Origin of the sequence: Pseudomonas fluorescens, assembly GCF_902497875.1 — a bacterium.
GTDB classification, from domain to species: domain Bacteria; phylum Pseudomonadota; class Gammaproteobacteria; order Pseudomonadales; family Pseudomonadaceae; genus Aquipseudomonas; species Aquipseudomonas fluorescens_BR.
Window position 1 is genome coordinate 52055 of record NZ_CABVHY010000034.1, and the last position, 17207, is coordinate 69261.

The 17207-nt window shown below is 63.5% G+C and carries 18 protein-coding genes; 2 read left to right on the forward strand and 16 right to left on the reverse strand.

Annotation, left to right across the window (positions count from 1 at the left end; translation table 11 throughout):
• Positions 1-38: 38 nt before the first annotated feature.
• The 13 genes from F8N85_RS27540 to F8N85_RS27600 all read right to left on the reverse strand — a co-directional run bounded on the left by F8N85_RS27540 (position 39) and on the right by F8N85_RS27600 (position 12339).
• The gene (locus F8N85_RS27540) at positions 39-1247 is read right to left on the reverse strand and encodes an acetyl-CoA C-acyltransferase (protein WP_150806659.1); all 1209 of its coding nucleotides are present in this window, start codon (positions 1245-1247) and stop codon (positions 39-41) included.
• 7 nt (positions 1248-1254) lie between these two features.
• Complete coding sequence (locus tag F8N85_RS27545; RefSeq protein WP_150806660.1) at positions 1255-1725, reverse strand: MaoC family dehydratase; 471 nt, start codon at positions 1723-1725, stop codon at positions 1255-1257.
• A gap of 10 nt (positions 1726-1735) precedes the next feature.
• Positions 1736-2521, reverse strand: a complete 786-nt coding sequence (locus F8N85_RS27550; RefSeq protein WP_150806661.1) for an SDR family oxidoreductase — start codon at positions 2519-2521, stop codon at positions 1736-1738.
• Positions 2522-2629: 108 nt separating this feature from the next.
• Positions 2630-3508, reverse strand: a complete 879-nt coding sequence (locus tag F8N85_RS27555) for an SDR family oxidoreductase (protein ID WP_150806662.1) — start codon at positions 3506-3508, stop codon at positions 2630-2632.
• Positions 3509-3570: 62 nt separating this feature from the next.
• Positions 3571-4722 carry an acetyl-CoA C-acetyltransferase gene (locus F8N85_RS27560; protein WP_150806663.1) on the reverse strand — a complete coding sequence of 384 codons (1152 nt, stop codon included), beginning with the start codon at positions 4720-4722 and terminating at the stop codon, positions 3571-3573.
• A 3-nt stretch (positions 4723-4725) separates the two neighbouring features.
• On the reverse strand, positions 4726-5784 hold the full coding sequence (locus F8N85_RS27565; protein ID WP_150806664.1) for an acyl-CoA dehydrogenase family protein: 1059 nt from the start codon (positions 5782-5784) through the stop codon (positions 4726-4728).
• Positions 5785-5794: 10 nt separating this feature from the next.
• Positions 5795-6958: an acyl-CoA dehydrogenase family protein gene (locus F8N85_RS27570; protein WP_150806665.1), complete on the reverse strand. Its 1164-nt coding sequence runs from the start codon at positions 6956-6958 to the stop codon at positions 5795-5797.
• 9 nt (positions 6959-6967) lie between these two features.
• The gene (locus F8N85_RS27575; protein WP_150806666.1) at positions 6968-7720 is read right to left on the reverse strand and encodes an enoyl-CoA hydratase family protein; all 753 of its coding nucleotides are present in this window, start codon (positions 7718-7720) and stop codon (positions 6968-6970) included.
• On the reverse strand, positions 7717-8829 hold the full coding sequence (locus tag F8N85_RS27580; protein WP_150806667.1) for an NAD(P)H-dependent flavin oxidoreductase: 1113 nt from the start codon (positions 8827-8829) through the stop codon (positions 7717-7719). Before F8N85_RS27580 ends, F8N85_RS27575 begins: the two co-directional genes overlap by 4 nt.
• Positions 8826-9734 carry an enoyl-CoA hydratase gene (locus F8N85_RS27585; protein WP_150806668.1) on the reverse strand — a complete coding sequence of 303 codons (909 nt, stop codon included), beginning with the start codon at positions 9732-9734 and terminating at the stop codon, positions 8826-8828. The genes F8N85_RS27580 and F8N85_RS27585 overlap by 4 nt, the downstream gene beginning before the upstream one ends.
• Before the next feature lie 16 nt (positions 9735-9750).
• Positions 9751-10548 (reverse strand): CoA-transferase subunit beta, encoded by a 798-nt coding sequence (locus F8N85_RS27590; protein ID WP_150806669.1) that lies wholly within the window; start codon positions 10546-10548, stop codon positions 9751-9753.
• Between the two features lie 12 nt (positions 10549-10560).
• Complete coding sequence (locus F8N85_RS27595; protein ID WP_150806685.1) at positions 10561-11436, reverse strand: CoA transferase subunit A; 876 nt, start codon at positions 11434-11436, stop codon at positions 10561-10563.
• A gap of 12 nt (positions 11437-11448) precedes the next feature.
• Complete coding sequence (locus tag F8N85_RS27600; protein ID WP_150806670.1) at positions 11449-12339, reverse strand: VOC family protein; 891 nt, start codon at positions 12337-12339, stop codon at positions 11449-11451.
• A gap of 201 nt (positions 12340-12540) precedes the next feature.
• Here F8N85_RS27600 and F8N85_RS27605 point away from each other — a divergent pair, with 201 nt between their 5' ends.
• A complete protein-coding gene (locus F8N85_RS27605; protein ID WP_150806671.1) occupies positions 12541-13713 on the forward strand; it encodes an acyl-CoA dehydrogenase family protein in 1173 nt (390 codons plus the stop codon).
• Positions 13710-14903 carry an acyl-CoA dehydrogenase family protein gene (locus tag F8N85_RS27610; RefSeq protein WP_150806672.1) on the forward strand — a complete coding sequence of 398 codons (1194 nt, stop codon included), beginning with the start codon at positions 13710-13712 and terminating at the stop codon, positions 14901-14903. Before F8N85_RS27605 ends, F8N85_RS27610 begins: the two co-directional genes overlap by 4 nt.
• Positions 14904-15687: 784 nt before the next feature.
• Here the strand turns inward: F8N85_RS27610 and F8N85_RS27615 are convergent.
• The 3 genes from F8N85_RS27615 to F8N85_RS27625 form a co-directional block, all read right to left on the reverse strand.
• Entirely contained in the window at positions 15688-16317 is a 630-nt protein-coding gene (locus tag F8N85_RS27615) for a nuclear transport factor 2 family protein (RefSeq protein ID WP_224795710.1), read from the reverse strand.
• Between the two features lie 5 nt (positions 16318-16322).
• Positions 16323-17096, reverse strand: a complete 774-nt coding sequence (locus F8N85_RS27620) for an SDR family NAD(P)-dependent oxidoreductase (protein ID WP_150804862.1) — start codon at positions 17094-17096, stop codon at positions 16323-16325.
• 14 nt (positions 17097-17110) lie between these two features.
• On the reverse strand, positions 17111-17207 hold a 97-nt coding region (locus F8N85_RS27625), incomplete at its 5' end, for an SDR family oxidoreductase (protein ID WP_150806686.1).

Consider the following 17207-nt stretch of genomic DNA (forward strand, 5'->3'; position numbering starts at 1 on the left):
AATGGGTGTTATAGGCGCTCAACGCACCCCGGTCAGCCCTATGGCAGTTCGAACAAACCGGCCGCACCCATGCCGCCGCCAATGCACATGGCGATCACCACATAACGGGCGCCGCGACGGCGACCCTCCAGCAGTGCGTGACCGACCATGCGTGCGCCGGACATGCCGAACGGGTGGCCGATGGCAATCGCGCCGCCGTTGACGTTCAGACGTTCCGCCGGGATGTGCAGTGCATCGCGGCAATGCAGGACCTGGCAGGCAAAGGCTTCGTTGATTTCCCACAGGCCGATATCCGACACGTTCAGGCCAAAGCGCTTGAGCAATTTTGGCACGGCCACCACCGGGCCAATGCCCATTTCCTCCGGCGCGCAGCCACCCACGGCAATGCCTCGGTAGATGCCCAACGGAGTCAGCCCCCGACGCTTGGCTTCAGCGCGGCTCATCAACAGGCTGGCCGAGGCGCCATCGGAAAACTGCGAAGCATTGCCAGCGGTAATGAATTCACCCTGCTCGATCCATTTACCGTCCTTCCACACCGGTTTCAGCGAAGCCAGGTCTTCCAGGCGCGTGTTCGGTCGATTGCATTCGTCGCGCTCGACCAACACACGCTGATGGCCGCTGGGTTGGCCACCTGCATCGAAGCACAACTTGTCGACGCTCAAGCCGACGATTTCATCGTCGAACAAGCCGTCACGTTGGGCGGCGGCGGTGCGCAGTTGGCTCTGCAGGGAATACTCGTCCTGGGCCGCGCGGCTGATGCCATAACGGCGCGAGACAATTTCGGCGGTTTCCAGCATCGGGATATAGGCGCTGGGCATGATTTCCAGCACGGCTTCGGACTGGGCGCGATAGCTGTTTTTGTGCTTGGTCTGGGTCAGTGACAGCGACTCCACGCCGCCGCCAATGGCGATGGTCATTTCGCCGGTCATGATGCCCTTGGCGGCTACGCCGATGCTCATCAGGCCCGAGGCGCACATGCGGTCCAGGGCCATGCCCGGCACGGTGTCCGGCAAGCCGCCGGTGTAGGCGCAGAGGCGGCCGATGTTGAAGGCCTGGGTGCCCTGCTGCACGGCCGCGCCCATGATTACATCGTCCACTTCACCCGGTTCGATACCGGCGCGCTCGACCACCGCACGCACCACATGTCCGCCCAGTACCGGGGCTTCGGTATCGTTGAACGAGCCGCGAAACGATTTGGCGAGCGCGGTCCGCGCAGTGGCAACGATGACAACTTCATTCAGGTCCATGACAGGCTCACTCGGTAATAGGGTTGAAGGTGTAACGGCTAATGGTGTCGATCACACAGCCGGGCCGCGCCTGGCCCTCGACTTCAATGGTCACGCGTACCACCAGTTGCACGGCGTCCGCCAGTTGTTCGGCACGCACGATGCTGGCGCTGCCGCGCACCCGCGACTCCACCTTGACCGGCGCCGGGAAGCGCACGCGGTCGCTGCCGTAATTCACGCCCATTGCCATGTTGTCGAGGGTGAGCAATTGCGGCAGGAACAGGTTGACGAGTGACTGGGTCAGGTAGCCGTGGGCAATACAGACACCAAACGGCCCGCTGGCGGCGCGCACCGGGTCGACATGAATCCACTGGTGATCACCCGTGGCTTCGGCAAACAGATCAATGCGCTGCTGGCTGATGGTCAGCCACTCGGTGCAACCCAGGTCCAGGCCCTCGGCCTCGAGCAACGCCTGGGCACTGCTGAAAACATGACTCATGGCCCACTCCTCAGGCTTGTTGGGAACTGACGGACAATACTTCGCCAACCATGTAGGAGGCGTAGTCGCTGGCCAGGAACATCATCACGTTGGCAACTTCCCAGACTTCGGCGGCACGGCCGAATGCCTCGCGCCCGGCGAGGCTGGCGAGCAGCTCTTCACTGGAGGCCTTCTTGAGAAAATCATGCAGGGCAATCGACGGTGAAACCGCGTTGATGCGCACGCCGAATTCGGCAGCTTCCAGCGCACTGCAACGGGTCAGGGCCATCACCCCGGCCTTGGCCGCGGCGTAATGGGCCTGTTCCTTCTGTGCGCGCCAACCGAGGACCGAGGCATTGTTGACGATGGCTCCGGCGCCACGGCGCTGCATGTGTGGCAGCATCGCGCGGGTCATGCGGAACGTGCCGGTCAGGGTCACATCCAGCACTCGCAGCCATTCTTCGTCACTCATCTCGACCACGAGTTTCTGGCCACCGAGGCCGGCGTTGTTGATCAATACATCGACGCCGCCCAGCAACTCTTCCGCGCTCGCCACCAAGGCCTGGACTTCGTCTTCAATTGTGACATTGCACAGCTGGCCGTAAATGGCCTGCAGGCCGGTTTCGGCCTTGAGGCGCTCCACGGCTTCTTCGAGGCGGCGCGGGTGCACGTCGGAAATCATCAGTGCCCGGCAGCCCTCCTCGGCGCTGCGCCGGGCGGCCGAGTAACCGATACCGGCACCTGCGGCAGCGGTAATCAGCACGGATTTTCCAGCCAGTAATTGATGGCCCGGGACATAAGGGGGAGCTTGTTTCACAGCGTTTACCTCCGAAGGTATCAGTTCGCTGTCAGGTATAAAGCCACGCCCGGGCCGGCACATCGTCAAAACGGGGTATGACCGCCTCCGGCAACCGGTTTTGCGCGGTCAGCTGCCCCAGACACGCTGCGCTGCAGGCGCTTCGGCGAGAATCTCAGCCACGGCGGCGCCGATTTCCTCGACACGCCACAACGCGCCTTTGTCGCGGGTGACCCCGGTGCGCCAGCCGTCCCCAAGGGAAATACGGCCGCCCTGGCTCTCGAAAATCTGGCCGCTGACGTGGGCCGATTCGGCGCTGCCCAACCACACCACCAGCGGCGCGACGTTTTCCGGCGCCCAGGCGTCGAAACTGCCGTCCTCAGGCTTCTTCACCACATCGGGCATCGCGCTTTCAGTCATCGAGGTCCGTGCCGCCGGGGCCAAGGCATTGGCGGTGATGCCGTAGCGCGCCAGCTCAGCGGCCTGCACCAGGGTCAACGCGGCAATCCCGCCCTTGGCCGCCGAATAGTTGGACTGCCCCACCGAGCCTTGCAGGCCCGCGCCGGAACTGGTGTTGATGATGCGTGCGTCGACCGGAGTGCCGGCCTTGGCCAGATCACGCCAACGTCGCCCCAACAGGTTCGCCAGGCAATAATGCCCCTTGAGGTGCACACGCATGACCATGTCCCAGTCCTCTTCGCTGAGACTGATGAACATGCGGTCGCGCAGGACGCCGGCATTGTTGACCAGCACGTGCACCTCACCGAACGCCGCCACTGCGGCCTCGACGATGCGCTCGGCGGTGGCCAGGGTGGTGATGTCGTCACTGTTGGCGATGGCCTGGCCACCGTTGGCGCGAATCTCGCCCGCTACATCCTGCGCCGCGTCGGCGCGAATATCGTTGATCACCACGTTGGCGCCCGCCGCCGCGAACGCCAGCGCGTAGGCGCGACCGAGTCCGCCGCCGGCCCCGGTGATGATCACGGTGCGGCCTGAACAAATAGCCATGCTTGACTCCTTATGACTGCGTGACCGCACGCCCAGCGGACGGCGGCAAGGATGGGAAAAACCTAGAGGCGTTCGATGATCGTGACGTTGGCCTGGCCGCCGCCTTCGCACATCGTTTGCAGGCCATAACGGCCGCCGCTGCATTCCAGCTCGTTCAACAGCGTGGTCATCAGCCGGGCTCCCGTGGCGCCGAGCGGGTGACCCAAGGCAATGGCGCCACCGTTGACGTTGGTGCGCGCCGGGTCGTAGTCCAGTTCCTTGGTCCAGGCCATGACCACCGAGGCAAAAGCTTCGTTGATCTCTACCCGGTCGATATCGCTCATGCGCAAGCCGGTTTTTGCCAGGGCCCGACGTGTCGCGGCGATCGGCGCGGTGAGGTGCCAGATCGGATCATCGCCCAGCACCGTGAGGTGATGGATGCGGGCCCGTGGCGTCAAGTCGTAACGCTTGAGCGCCGCCTCGGACACCACCAGCAACGCCGCCGAGGCGTCGCAGGTCTGGCTCGAAACAGCTGCAGTGATCGAGGGGAATTGCGGGTCCACCGGCTGCAGCCCGGCCATTTTCGCCAGACTGGTCAGGCGCGGGGTTTCATCCGCAAACAGGCCATTGCAACCGACGATTTCCCGAGCGAAACGCCCGCTCTCGATGGCGGCCAAGGCGCGGCTATGGCTTTGCAGGGCAAACGCTTCCATCTGCTCACGAGTGATGCCCCAATGATCGGCGATGCGCTGGGCGGCGTAGAACTGGTTGACCGGCTGATTACCGAAACGTGTGCGCCAGCCTTCGCTACCGGAAAACGGATCGGCAAAACCCAACGGTTGCCCGGCGAGCATGGCCGAGGAAATCGGAATCCGGGTCATGGTTTGCACCCCGCCCACGGCGATCACATCCTGGGTGCCGCTCATCACCGCCTGCGCCGCAAAATGCAGCGCCTGTTGCGACGACCCGCACTGGCGATCGATCGTGGTACCGGGCACATTCAGTGGCAACCCGGCGGCGAGCCAACTGGTACGGGCAATATCACCGGCCTGGGAGCCGATGGTGTCGACGCAACCGAACATCACGTCGTCATAGTCTTCGCCCGGAATGGCGTTGCGTTCCACCAATGCCCTGAGCACATGAGCCCCCAGGTCTATGGCGTGGACTTCGCTCAAGGCGCCTTTGCGCTTGCCGGTCGGGCTGCGCAGTGCATCAACAATATAGGCCTCTGGCATGACTCACTCCTCGAAGGTATGGCCCGGGCCCAGGCGGGCACCGTCGGCGAACAGGTAGTCGCTGACACGGGTTTTATGGAAGCCGCGATCACCCCAGGACGCATCGAGCGCCCAGGCACGTTTCATGAACATCTGCAGATCGACTTCCCAGGTGTAACCCATTGCGCCGTGCACCTGAATGCCCTTGCGTGCGGCGATCCAGCTTGCCTCGCAGCAGGCCAGGCGGGCCTGGGAAACCCAGACGCTGGCGTTGCTATCGCCTTGGGCCAAGCCGTGGGCGGCGCGGTACAGCACGGGTTTGGCTTGTTCGATCTGCCGGGCGACATCGGCCAGGTGATGCTTGACCGCCTGGAAACTGCCGATGGGCTTGCCGAACTGCTTGCGCTGAGCGACGTAGTCCACCGACAAATCGAGCATGCGTTGCGCCAGCCCGAGCAATTGCCCGGCCACCGACAAGGCCCCACGGTCGAGCAGTCGCGCTTGCAAGGCACGGCCCGCAGCACCACCAGCCACACAGGTGGCCGGTGTCGGGTTCCAGGTCACCCGACCCAGGCGCCGCGATGCATCGATGCTCGTCCGGGGCTGCACATCCACCTGCGAACGCGGCACCACGTGAATGTCATCGCCATCGATGAGGATCAACACTTCTGCCAGTTGCGCATCGCTGACCAGCAAATTGACGGGGTGGCTGATGGCAAGGCGCAATGTGCCTTCGGCGATTCGTGGCAACAAGCTGCTGCGTGCCGGGTGATCGGTCGCCAGGCTGGCGAGCAGCCCGGTGGCGACATACGCGGTGTCAGCCAGGGAATCGGGAATCGCGTAATACCCCAGCTCCTGGGTCATCAGCGCCCAGGCCACATCGTCCATGCCCAGGCCACCCTCGGCTTCGGGGACCGACAAGGCGGTCAGACCCTGAGCGGCGATCTTGTGACGCAGGTCCGGTGAGCGACCGACATCGGTTTCCCAGATTTCCCGGAGCATCTCCGGGGCGGCTTCAGTCATCAGGAAACGACTGATGGCTTCGCGAAACGTCAGCTGGTCATCGGTAAAAGTGAAGTCCATGGCCCGTTCCTTATTTCGGCAAACCGAGCATCCGCTCGGCAATGATATTGCGCTGGATTTCGTTGGTCCCGGCGTAGATCGGCCCGGCCTGGGCGAACAGGAAACCCTCCAGCCAGCCTGCAGCATCGGCATCGGCATCGGCAGCAGGCAGCAGCTCGGCGCGGGCTCCCAGAATGCGCAGGGCGGTTTCGTGCATTTTCAGGTCGAGCTCCGACCAGATGATCTTGTTGATGCTCGACTCGGCACCGATCTGCTCGCCCCGGCTGAGGCGCCCGACCGTGTGGTAGGCCGACAGGGCGTAGGCCTCGGCACCCATCCAGGTGTCCAGCACCGCGTCACGCAGACCCGGATCGCGGTCGGCGCTGTCGCGGTTGGCCTTGTACAGTTCCACCAACTTGCGTGCGGTGTACTGGAAACGCGCCGGTGAACGCAGCAGCAACCCGCGTTCAAAACCGGCGGTGGCCATTGCCACATGCCAGCCCTGCCCTTCGGCACCGATACGGTTGGCCACCGGCACGCGGACGTCGTCGAAAAACACTTCGGCAAAGGCGTCCTTGCCATTGAGTGCCTTGATCGGACGAATGCTCACGCCCGGCGCATTCAGTGGCACCATCACGAACGACAGGCCGTGATGACGCGAGGAGCCCGGTTCGCTGCGGAACAGGCCGAATAGCCAGTCGGCGAAGGTCGCTCGGGTCGACCAGGTTTTCTGGCCGTTGATCACGTAATGATCGCCGTCGAGCGTGGCCTTGCTGGTGATCGCTGCCATGTCCGAACCGGCATTCGGTTCCGACCAGCCTTGTGCCCACATGTCGAGGCTGGCGGCCATGCGCGGGAGAAAACGCTGTTTCTGTTCAGGGGTGCCAAACTCCATCAGGGTCGGCCCCAGCAACAACTGGCCGTTCTGGTTGACGCGCATCGGCGCCCCGGCACCGTAATACTCCTCTTCAAAGATCAGCCACTCGATCAAATCGCAACCGCGACCGCCCAGTTCGGCGGGCCACATCACCATCGACCAGCGGCTGTCGAACAGTTTCGCTTCCCAGGCGCGGTGCTGCTCAAAGCCTTCCTGGGTGTCGTAGCTGGCCAGCGGTTCGCTGGGCAGGTTGACCGCCAGCCAGGCGCGTACTTCGGCGCGAAAGGCGTTTTGCTTGGGGGTATAAGTCAGTTCCATGGCGTTCTCTCAGAACTTGGCGTCGCGTTTTTCGACGAAGGCCCGGCGCGTTTCCGCGGAGTCCGGGCTGCTGTAGGCCTGCATGGTGAAGCCCTGCTCCCAGCGGTATTTGTCTTCCAGGTTGCCGTCTTCGATGCCGTTCAAGGCTTCCTTGGCGATGCGGATCATGCCCGGGCTCTTTTCGGCGATTTTCGCCGCGATGCCCAGAGCGGTTTCGCGCAGTTGGTCCTTGCTGACGATCCGCTCGATAAAGCCGTATTGCAGGGCTTCGGGGGCGCTAATGCTGTCGCCGGTAAAGAACAGGTAACGGACTTTTTGCACCGGGAACAGCCGTTGCAAATGCGCACCGCCGCCCATGGCGCCACGGTCGACTTCCGGTAAGGCGAAGGTCGCGCAGTCAGAAGCCACGACAATGTCTGCCGCCCCGGTGATGCCGATGCCGCCGCCCAGGACAAAACCATGCACCGCGACAATCACTGGCACCGGGTTACGGTGCACGGCCTTGAACGTCGCGTAGTTGCCGGCATTGACCTCTACGATCCGCTCCGGATACTTGTCCAGTTCCTTGATGTCGACACCGGCGCAAAAGCCGCGGCCTTCGGCGCGGATCACGATCACCCGCACCTCGGGGTTGGCCCCGAGGGCTTCGATCTGACGCGCCAGAGCGTGCCATTCCTGGCTGTCGAGGGCGTTGACCGGCGGTTTGGCGATCACCAGCTCAGCGATCCCCTGATTGAGTTGTGTCGTAAATGCCTGGTTCACAGGGGTTCTCCAATACTGGCGGGATGGGTCGAAGGGTGGGTCTGGCTGCGGGCCAGGAGTGAGTCCAGACATTGCTGGGCCTCGCTGGCGATGCCTTCAATGACTTCACGGCAACTGAGCAATTCGCCGATGGCCGCCGCCACCTGGCCGCTGGGCAAGATGCCCTCGTCCGGGGCGCCATCGACCATCGAGCGCTGCAACAGCACCGGCTGGTTGGCGGCCATCACCACTTGCGACAGCTGCGAGGGGTCTTCACGCAACGCACGGATAAAGACCGAGGCCATGTGCCCCAGGCTCATGCCGGTCTGCTGCTTCCACTGCCAGGCACTGCCCAGGGCAATGCGCAGGCGGCCGAACGGACCGGCCTGCTCCAGATGATTGATAAAACGGTTTTCGATCATGCGGTGGCGCATGCCATCCACCGCGGTGGTCACGCGCACCTGTTGCGGGTCGTTGACCTTCAGGTAGCGCTCCAGGGTCGCGACCGGTGTCGGCGATTCGCGGGTCATGAGGAACCGCGTGCCCATGGCGATGCCGGCGCCCCCAGCAGCCAGCACCGACGCCAGGCCACGACCGGTGGCATAACCGCCGGCGGCGATCACCGGCACCTTGACCGCGGCCAGTACCTGAGGCAACAGAATGGAACTGGGTACGCCGCCGGTATGACCGCCGCCCTCGCCGCCCTGAATGGTGATCAGGTCGGCACCCAGTTCCACAGCCTTCAGCGCATGTTTGAGTGCGCCCACGGTGGGAATGCACAGCACCTTCGCCGCCTTGAAGCGCGCGATGGTCTGTTTGTCCGGGCCGCGTCCGTAACTCACGGCGCGCAGACGGTACTGGATCGCCAGGTCGACGCACTGTGCGGCGTTGTCCTGGAACATATGGAAGTTGAGCCCGAAGTTGCTGCCACCGGTGGCGTCGATCACTTTGCGGATTTCGCTTTCCAGTTCATCGGCGGGGATGGTCGCCCCGGCCAGGAAACCAAAGCCCCCGGCCTGAGTGGTGGCGATCACCAGGTTGGCGTCGGCAACCCAGCCCATGGCGGTTTGCACAATCGGGTAGCGGCAACCGAGGGCCTCGGTCAGTGGCGTATCCAGCCAGCGATTCATTGGCTCTTGTCCTCTGCCTGCTTGTTGGCCCGGGCCATGCCCTTGGCGTCGAAGCCGCCCAGTTTGTCGCCGGACAACAGCTCGTTATGGGCATGAGCGAACTGGTGCCAGGCGAACACCGCATCCATCGCCGTGCGCTTGCCTTGAAGGTCCTCGACGTGGTTGATCGCCTGTTTGGTCAGGGCCAGGCCCATGCGCGGCTGACGGGCGATGCCGGCGGCCAGGGCATAGGTGGCCTGCTCCAGCTCTTCGCGGGGCACCATGCGGTTGACCATGCCCACTTGCCAGGCTCGGGTGGCGCTCATGCGGTCACCGGTGAAGAGGAATTCCTTGGCGATACGCGGGTTCATTTCATAGGGATGGGCAAAATACTCCACCCCCGGAATGCCCATGCGCACCACCGGATCCTGAAAGAACGCGTCATCACTGGCGACGATCAAATCGCAGACCCAGGCCAGCATCAGCCCGCCCGCCACACACGCGCCCTGGACCATGGCGATGGTCGGCTTGGGCAGTTCACGCCAGCGCCGGCACATGCCCAGGTACACCTCCTGCTCGCGGGCATACAGCTGCTCGCCACCGGGCTTGTTGGTGTGGTCCCACCACAGGTGTGCACGCTCGAACGGCTTGTCGATATCGCGTCCCGGCGTGCCGATATCGTGGCCCGCCGAGAAATGTTTGCCGTTGCCGCGCAGGACGATGACCTTGACGTTGTCGTCGTTCACCGCCTCGCGAAAGGCGGCGTCCAGCGCGTAGGTCATTTGCGAGTTTTGCGCGTTGTTGAAGGTCGGCCGGTTCAGCGTCAGCGTGGCGATCCCCTCGGCCACGCTGTACAGCACCGGTGTGTCTGTTTCGTAGACGGCTTTGTCCTCGCGGACGACGAATTCACTCTCGCTGCTGTGCATGTTCACTGTCCTCGCCTCAGGCCGTACGGATGCCGGGCGGGTTGCCCTTGATCGCCGTGGCGCGGTAATCGTGGGGGTCGAGTCGACGGATCAGGGCCAACTGCTCTTGGGTCGGGTGTACGGTCTCGTGCAACTGCGCCGACTTGAGCAACGGGAAGCCGGTGTTGTCCTGGACCTGCTCGAAACTCACGCCGGGGTGCAACGAGCGCACCTGCACCGCACGCTCCGGGCCATTGAAATCGAGGACGCACAGGTCGCTGACCACGCAATGGATGTCCATCAAGTCGCGACGCGCACCTTCTGGCCAGCGCTCGGCCTTGAAGCCGACACCGGAGACCATGTCCACTTCGCCGCTGACGAACACCCGGGTGTTATGGCCGGGCACGAAAAACGAGTTGAGGTGGTTGATGCTGTTGCCTGGCAAGCCGCGCACGCCAAGAATCGCCGTCCTGGGCTTTTGATAGTCGCCGACGCAAGACAGGTTGGTCTGTCCCCAGCGGTCGATCTGGGTCGGTCCGATCATCGCGTGGCGGCGTCCGCCCCACACGCATTCGAACACCCGCTCGAATGACAGGTAACCCGAGTAACGCGGCACGTAGTCGCCACGCGGGCCCAACGGGATCGGCTCCTCGACCAGGAACGCTGCGCTGTCGGTCATCAACAGTTCAGGGCTGTGGGTCAGTTTGGCCAAGCTGGCACCCAGGCGCGGGATCACGCCAAGGCCCGAGGCAATCACTTCTCCATTGCCGCGCCAGGCTTCGGATGCGGCGACGATCATCAGTTCCGCGAGGGTAAAATCACAGGTTGCAGACATAGTCGCTAATCCTCAGAACACGGGAAGGGGCAAGGCGCCCATGGAATCGGCACCGCCGTTCTGTGCCTGATAGGCCTGCTCGCCACCGGCGATGTAGGTCTGCACATAGTCCTGCCAGCCGTTTTCCGCCTGGCTGCTGGCGACATAACCCTTGAGGTGCTTCATGTCCCAGCCGTAGTCGGGGGCGCAGAGCGTCGGGTGCGCACCGAGGGGCGCATGCACCACGCCTTTCACCAGGTAACGCTCGAAGGTGTTGAAGCGGGCCATGTCGGCGCTCAGCTCCAGACGTTCTTCCAGGCGCTCGCACGAGACAAAGCACTGCTCGGCGGCACGGGCGAACAGATGATCGAAATACGGGTCCGGCCCGGTCACCAGGCAGTTGCCCAGGCGGTCGGCGACGTTGACATGCAGGAACGCAACGTCGAGGTTGAGTGCCGGCATCGCCAGCAGCACCTCGCCATCGGCATAGGGCGACTGGACAGTCTTGAGTTCCGGGTTCCGGCGCGTCACATCGGTGGCCAGGCCGCAACGGGTCGGCAGGAACGGCAAGCGCATGCCAGCGGCGCGCAGGCCCCACTGGAACATGCCTTCGTCCAGTTCCATCAACTCCAGTTCGCCCGCTTCGCGAGCCTTGCGGTAGTAGGGTTCCAGCGGAATGGCATCGAGGGTGGCGAAGCCGAACACCAGCTTCTTGACCTTGCCGGCGGCGCACAGCATGCCCACTTCCGGACCGCCGTAGGCGACCACGGTCAGGTCCTTGACCTTTGATCGCAGGATCTCGCGCACAATCGCCATCGGCTTGCGCCGTGGTCCCCAGCCGCCGAAACCGATGGTCATGCCATCGCGCAATTGAGCGACCGCATCGGCCGCTGTCAGTTGTTTGTTCATCATGACAATTCCTTAGCGTTGGCCGACCGAAAAGTCGTGCCCCCAAATGCTCACGCGGGTGAACTCGAACGCCGAATGCTCGGCCCAGTCGACTTGCAGCCCGCCAAAGCCGTATTCCAGATCGAAACCGGATGGCGTCTTCATGTAGAAGCTGGTCATGCGGTCGTTGAGGTGCTGGCCGAGGGTTGCCGACAGGCTCACGTCATGGGCCAGCAAACGGTCATGGGCGCGCCCCACCTCGGTCATCGAATCCACCTCGACCATCACGTGCACGCAACCTGACGGCACCGGGTATTCGGCCAATGCCAGGCTGTGATGGCGGGAGTTGTGGCAATGCAGGAAGTGAATACGGATCGCAGGGGCCGACGGATCGGGCCGGAAGTTGTAAATGTCCGAGAGCTCGAAACCCAGCACGTCCTTGGCGAACGCCAGCGTGGCATCGAAGTTCGGCGCCGGCAGCACGGTGTGGCCCAGGCCCATGTCACCGGTGATAAAACGCGGCACGCCCTGAGGCGAAACAAATGGCAGGCAGTCGGAGCGATGACCCCAGCTCAATTCATGGTTGTTGCCCGACGGGTCGGTGAGTTTGACCAGCGCCTGTACGCCGCGCTGCTCGATCTCGGCGGTAGAGCCTGGCTGCCATTCGATACCGACGGCGCTCAGGTGCTCAAGTGCGGCCTGGAACGCCGACTCGCTGGCCAGCTCCCAGCCGGAAGCCAGATACCGCGCCTCGCTGCCTTCGACGATCAGCATGCGGAACGGACGTTCGTCCATTTTTACGTACAGGCCACCGCCCGGCGCCGGACGTACCTGCATGCCCAGCACGTCCTCGGCGTAACGTTGCCAATGACTGAGGTTTTCGATCTGGGAGACGAAATAGCTCAAACCGCGAATGTCGATCATGCCTGGGTTCCTCGTTGGCTGATTTCGGTGCATGGCGAGCATTGTGCAAAGCGCCGAGGCCTGCTTCATCGTCCATTGAGACTAAGCAAGACAACGGTTTCAGGGTCGGTGGCGGTAGGGTTCTAGTCCGTTTCGATGATTCGGGGCAAACCGGCGCCGCCCTAGACTCGCTCATCTATTCGCCTAGCAGAGACAGCCCCCATGGAGTTCGCCTTTACCCAGGAACACTTGATGATTCGCGACAGCGCCGAGCGCTTTCTCGCCACGGCCAGTGATTCCCAAGCCGTGCGCGCGACCATGAGTCGCGCGGACGGCTACGATCCCGAGGTCTGGCAACGCATCGGCCTGGAGCTGTGCTGGCCGGCCCTGATGGTCCCCGAGCGTTTCGGTGGCATGGGCCTGGGGTTTGTCGAGCTGGCGATCCTGCTGGAACAGAGCGGTCGTTTTCTACTGGGCTCGCCGCTCTTCGCCACCACCTGCCTGGCCACCCCAGCCCTGCTGTCGGGACACAACCCGGCGCTGCAAGAGCGCTGGCTCAGCGCGATTGCCGGTGGCGAAACCCGCGCGACCCTGGCGTTCGCCAGTGGCCCCGGATGGGATGCGCACAGCGTGCAAACGATCGCCCGGGCCTGTACGGGTGGTTTTAACCTCACCGGTTGTTACGCCCAGGTCATCGACGGGGCGCAAGCGGACCTATTGATCGTCGCCGCGCGTACGCCTGGCAGCGAGGGGGAATCGGGTATCAGCCTTTTCGCCGTCGACGCCGATACACCGGGCCTGGAGCGCACTGCCCTGCCCACCCTGGATCAGACCCGGCGCCTGGCACGGGTCGAACTGCAGAATGTATTCGTCAGCGATGCACAATTGCTCTGCGCCCCCGACCAAGGCTGGCCGGTACTGCGAGAGAGCTTGCAGATCGCCGCCGCGGGCCTGGCTGCCGAACAGGCCGGGGGCGCACAACAAGTCCTTGACCTGACCCTGGCGTACATCGCCGAACGCCGGCAGTTCAGCCGCACCATCGCCAGCTTCCAGGCGATCAAACACCGCTGCGCCGACATGATGTTGCAGGTTGAGTGCGCCCGCTCTGCGGTCTATTACGCCGCCTGCGTGGCTCAGGAACACCTCGACCCCGCCGGTGACAAAGCGGTGGCCAGCGAATTGGTGATGGCCGCCGCCACGGCGAAGATCCATGCCAGTGAAGCGTTTTTCAACTGCGCCGCCGAGTCGATCCAGATGCATGGTGGCGTGGGTTTTACCTGGGAATACGACCCGCACCTGTACTTCAAGCGTGCCCGCGCCAGCGAGCAACTGCTGGGCAGCCCCGCACTGCATCGCGAGCGCCTGGCCGCACACCTGTTCGGAGAAGACGCATGAAAATCGGTTTCAGCAATGCCGACGAGGCTTTCCGTCGCGAAGTCGCCCAATGGTTGGCCGAGCACCTGAGTGGCGAATTTTCGCCGTTGCGCTTTCGCGGCGGTCCCGGGGATGAGCACAGCTTTCCCGAAGAACGCAAAGCCTGGGAACGTGAACTTGCCGCGGGTGCCTGGATTGGCCTGGGTTGGGCGAAGGAGCATGGTGGGCGCGGTCTGAGCCTCTGCCGGCAGGTGATTTTCCATGAGGAATATGCGCGTGCTGGCGGCCCCGGACGCATGGGCCACATCGGCGAAGGGCTGGTCGGTCCTACCCTCGCCGCCTTCGGCACCCCGGCCCAGCGACAGCGCCTGTTGCCTGGCATCCTCGGTGGCAGCGAGTTCTGGTGCCAGGGCTACTCTGAACCCGGCGCCGGTTCCGACCTGGCGAACGTACAAACCCGGGCCAGGCTCGACGCCACGGGCGAACACTGGCTGATCAGCGGCCAGAAGGTCTGGACCTCGCTGGCCCACGAAGCCGACTGGTGTTTTGTTTTGGCGCGCACCGAACCCGGCAGTCAAGGGCATCACGGTTTGTCGTTCCTGCTGGTGCCGATGGCCCAGGAGCAGATCCGCGTGCACCCTATCCAGCAACTGACGGGCACCAGCGAATTCAACGAAGTGTTTTTCGATCAGGCGGTGACCCATGCCGATAACCTGATCGGCCAACCGGGCGACGGCTGGAAAATCGCCATGGCCCTGCTCGGCTTCGAGCGCGGGGCCTCGACGCTGGGCCAGCAAATGCAGTTTCACAATGAACTCGACGAGATCATTCGCATTGCCCGCGCCAATGGCGCTTCACGCGACCCACTGCTGCGCCAGCGCATCGCCCAGGCGTGGGCCGGGCTCAAGGTTTTGCGCTACAACTCCTTGCGCATGCTCTCGGGTCCACAAGATGGCAGCCTGCGCCGCGAAGCCATGATCTACAAACTGGCCTGGTCAACCTGGCATTCAGACCTCGGGAAGCTGGCGATGGATGTGTTGGGCGACGATGCCGAAGTCCTCGATGGCCAGTCTTATCAGCTGAGTCGTCTTCAATCGCTGTTTCTGTTTACCCGCGCCGATACGATTTATGGCGGCAGTAATGAGATCCAGCGCAATATCATTGCCGAGCGTGCCTTGGGGATGCCACGGGAGGCGCGGGTGCGCGAGTAACCCGTGGAAGCGGGCTTGTTTTGTGATGGGCCCCGCTTTCATATTTTTGATTAGTGGGCATATCCGTTTCTGCGGTAACGGCCGCTAACGGTTCCGCCCTTACGGCGGGTCACTTGGAAAAGCGCCAAGTAACCAAGCGCTCTTGCCCCTGTCGTTCGGTGCCTCGCCTAGGCTCGGCATGCCCTCGCTCCGGTCCTGCTCCGTGGGCCCGCCGCCATCGGCCATCCATGGCCGGGGGCGGCTAACCCGGCATCCATGCCGGGTTGCCCACTGCGCAGAACCTCCACTCGGCCTCTCGAGGGGGCGGTGCATCAAGATCAAAAGCTGCAGGCGAGCTAACGCTCGGCCTGTTGAGTGGTGAAGAGCGAAAGCCGTACACCGATCCCTCGTGGGGGCGAGCCTGCTCGCGAAGCTGTTGCTGTTGCTGTTGCTGTTGCTTGGGCTTGGGTTTGGGCTTTGGCTTCAGATCTGCCGCCCCTTTCCCAGAGGCCGAACGCAGGCGTTGCGCAGGGGGTACCGCGGCAAGGATGCCGCGGTAGCCGCCCTCGGCCATGGATGGCCGATGGCGGCGGGCCCCCGGAGCAATGCCGGAGTGAGGGCATGCCGAGCCTAGGCGAGGCACCGAATGGCGGGGCAAAAGCCCTTGGTTACTTGGGGCTTTTCCAAGTGACCCGCCGTAAGGGCGGAACCATAAGCCGCCGTTACCGCAGCAACGGATATGCACCCAATCCGAACAGCGCCGACATTACCGCAGCAACGGATATGTACACCGCCCAACCATCCTTCAGCGCACGCGAATCTTCGGATCACCCGCCCCGCGCCGCAAAGTCGCAAGAAACCCCTCCAGCGGTGCCGGCTCGGCAATTTCCGGCAAGGCCTCCTTGTCCGGCCGTTGCGCCCAGAACGCATCCCAGGACGGGAACAGCTCGTGAAACGTGCCGGCATAAGGCTCGCGCCCCGGCCAGCGCATTTTCAAGCCGCCAATCGGTGGTTTATTCAGGTCGGTGGCGTACCAATAGCACGGCAAGCGACGACGGAAGCACCAGCGTCCGTCGATCCGCTCGTAGTCGTCCCAATACAGCATCTGCATGATCACCCACTCCGGACCCGTCTCATGCTCGTTCTTGGAATAGACCACGCCCGTGGCATGATCCGGATCGCTGAACTCGATGATGTGCTGCCCCAGGTGATGGGAAGTGCCGTGAAACTGCTTGCGCATGGTTTCGTCCAGCCATGCCTTGAGGTGTGCACGGCCCGTCTTGTCGCGCCCCACACGCACGTCCGGGGCGAAACAGTTGGCCATGGCATCCATGTCGCGCATGTCCAGGGCCAACGCGTACTTGCCGGCCAGTTGACGGATCGCGTCCAGCGATTCAAGGCGGTCGATGCGCTCAAGCAGCGCGGCGGATTCCAGGCCCATCAGTCGAACACCGTATACAGGTCGGAACCGCGTCCGCCGTCCACCGCCAGACTGGCACCGGTCACGTAGGAAGCTTCGTCGCTGGCCAGGAACAGAATGGCGTTGGCCAGTTCCACCGGCAGGCCGACCCGTTTCATCGGGATGACTTTCTCGGTGTTGGTGCGGGCCTTGGCGTCGCCGAGCATGCCGGCGGTGGCCGGGGTATCGACCACGCCGGGGATGATCACGTTGCAGCGAATGTTGTTTGGCGCGCCTTCACTGGCCGCCGCCCGGCTGAAGTTGATCACCGCGGCCTTGGCCGCCGAGTAACCGGCCATCCACGCGGTGCCGAACAGGCCGCAGATCGAGGCAATGTTGACGATCGAACCGCCGCCCTGCTCTTTCATCAGACGCATCGCGGTGCGAGTGCCAAAGAAGGTGCCGTCGACGGTAGTGGCGAAGTTGGCGTGCCAGTCGGCGGTGGACATTGTGTCGATGCTGCCCCAGGTGTAGGCCATCGCATTGTTGACCAGAATGTCCAGGCGACCGTGGCGTTGCGCGGTGGCTTCCAATGCGCTGACGTAGGCCTGCTCGTCGCTGACGTCGGCCACCGCAATTTCAGCGTGCCCGCCGAACCCAATGATTTTTTCCTGCACACCTTGCAACGGCTCCACGCGTCGCCCGCAGAGCACAACAGTGGCGCCCTCCTCGGCGAACCGCAGCGCGGTGGCTTCACCGATGCCCGAACCGGCGCCGGTCACAAAGGCGATTTTTCCCTGTAAACGCTTGCTCATCAGTCATTCTCCGATCAAATAAAGGCCATGCCGCCGTTAACCGCGATGTTCTGGCCAGTCATGAAGCTGGCGTCTTCGCTGGCAAGGAAGACCGCAACACGGGCGATCTCG

Bases quoted from the DNA above. Each gene is read 5' to 3' on its own strand.
- F8N85_RS27540 (WP_150806659.1), bottom strand. From the start codon at position 1,247: ATGGACCTGAATGAAGTTGTCATCGTTGCCACTGCGCGGACCGCGCTC.
- F8N85_RS27545 (WP_150806660.1), bottom strand. From the start codon at position 1,725: ATGAGTCATGTTTTCAGCAGTGCCCAGGCGTTGCTCGAGGCCGAGGGC.
- F8N85_RS27555 (WP_150806662.1), bottom strand. From the start codon at position 3,508: ATGGCTATTTGTTCAGGCCGCACCGTGATCATCACCGGGGCCGGCGGC.
- F8N85_RS27560 (WP_150806663.1), bottom strand. From the start codon at position 4,722: ATGCCAGAGGCCTATATTGTTGATGCACTGCGCAGCCCGACCGGCAAG.
- F8N85_RS27565 (WP_150806664.1), bottom strand. From the start codon at position 5,784: ATGGACTTCACTTTTACCGATGACCAGCTGACGTTTCGCGAAGCCATC.
- F8N85_RS27570 (WP_150806665.1), bottom strand. From the start codon at position 6,958: ATGGAACTGACTTATACCCCCAAGCAAAACGCCTTTCGCGCCGAAGTA.
- F8N85_RS27580 (WP_150806667.1), bottom strand. From the start codon at position 8,829: ATGAATCGCTGGCTGGATACGCCACTGACCGAGGCCCTCGGTTGCCGC.
- F8N85_RS27585 (WP_150806668.1), bottom strand. From the start codon at position 9,734: ATGCACAGCAGCGAGAGTGAATTCGTCGTCCGCGAGGACAAAGCCGTC.
- F8N85_RS27590 (WP_150806669.1), bottom strand. From the start codon at position 10,548: ATGTCTGCAACCTGTGATTTTACCCTCGCGGAACTGATGATCGTCGCC.
- F8N85_RS27595 (WP_150806685.1), bottom strand. From the start codon at position 11,436: ATGAACAAACAACTGACAGCGGCCGATGCGGTCGCTCAATTGCGCGAT.
- F8N85_RS27600 (WP_150806670.1), bottom strand. From the start codon at position 12,339: ATGATCGACATTCGCGGTTTGAGCTATTTCGTCTCCCAGATCGAAAAC.
- F8N85_RS27605 (WP_150806671.1), top strand. From the start codon at position 12,541: ATGGAGTTCGCCTTTACCCAGGAACACTTGATGATTCGCGACAGCGCC.
- F8N85_RS27610 (WP_150806672.1), top strand. From the start codon at position 13,710: ATGAAAATCGGTTTCAGCAATGCCGACGAGGCTTTCCGTCGCGAAGTC.
- F8N85_RS27620 (WP_150804862.1), bottom strand. From the start codon at position 17,096: ATGAGCAAGCGTTTACAGGGAAAAATCGCCTTTGTGACCGGCGCCGGT.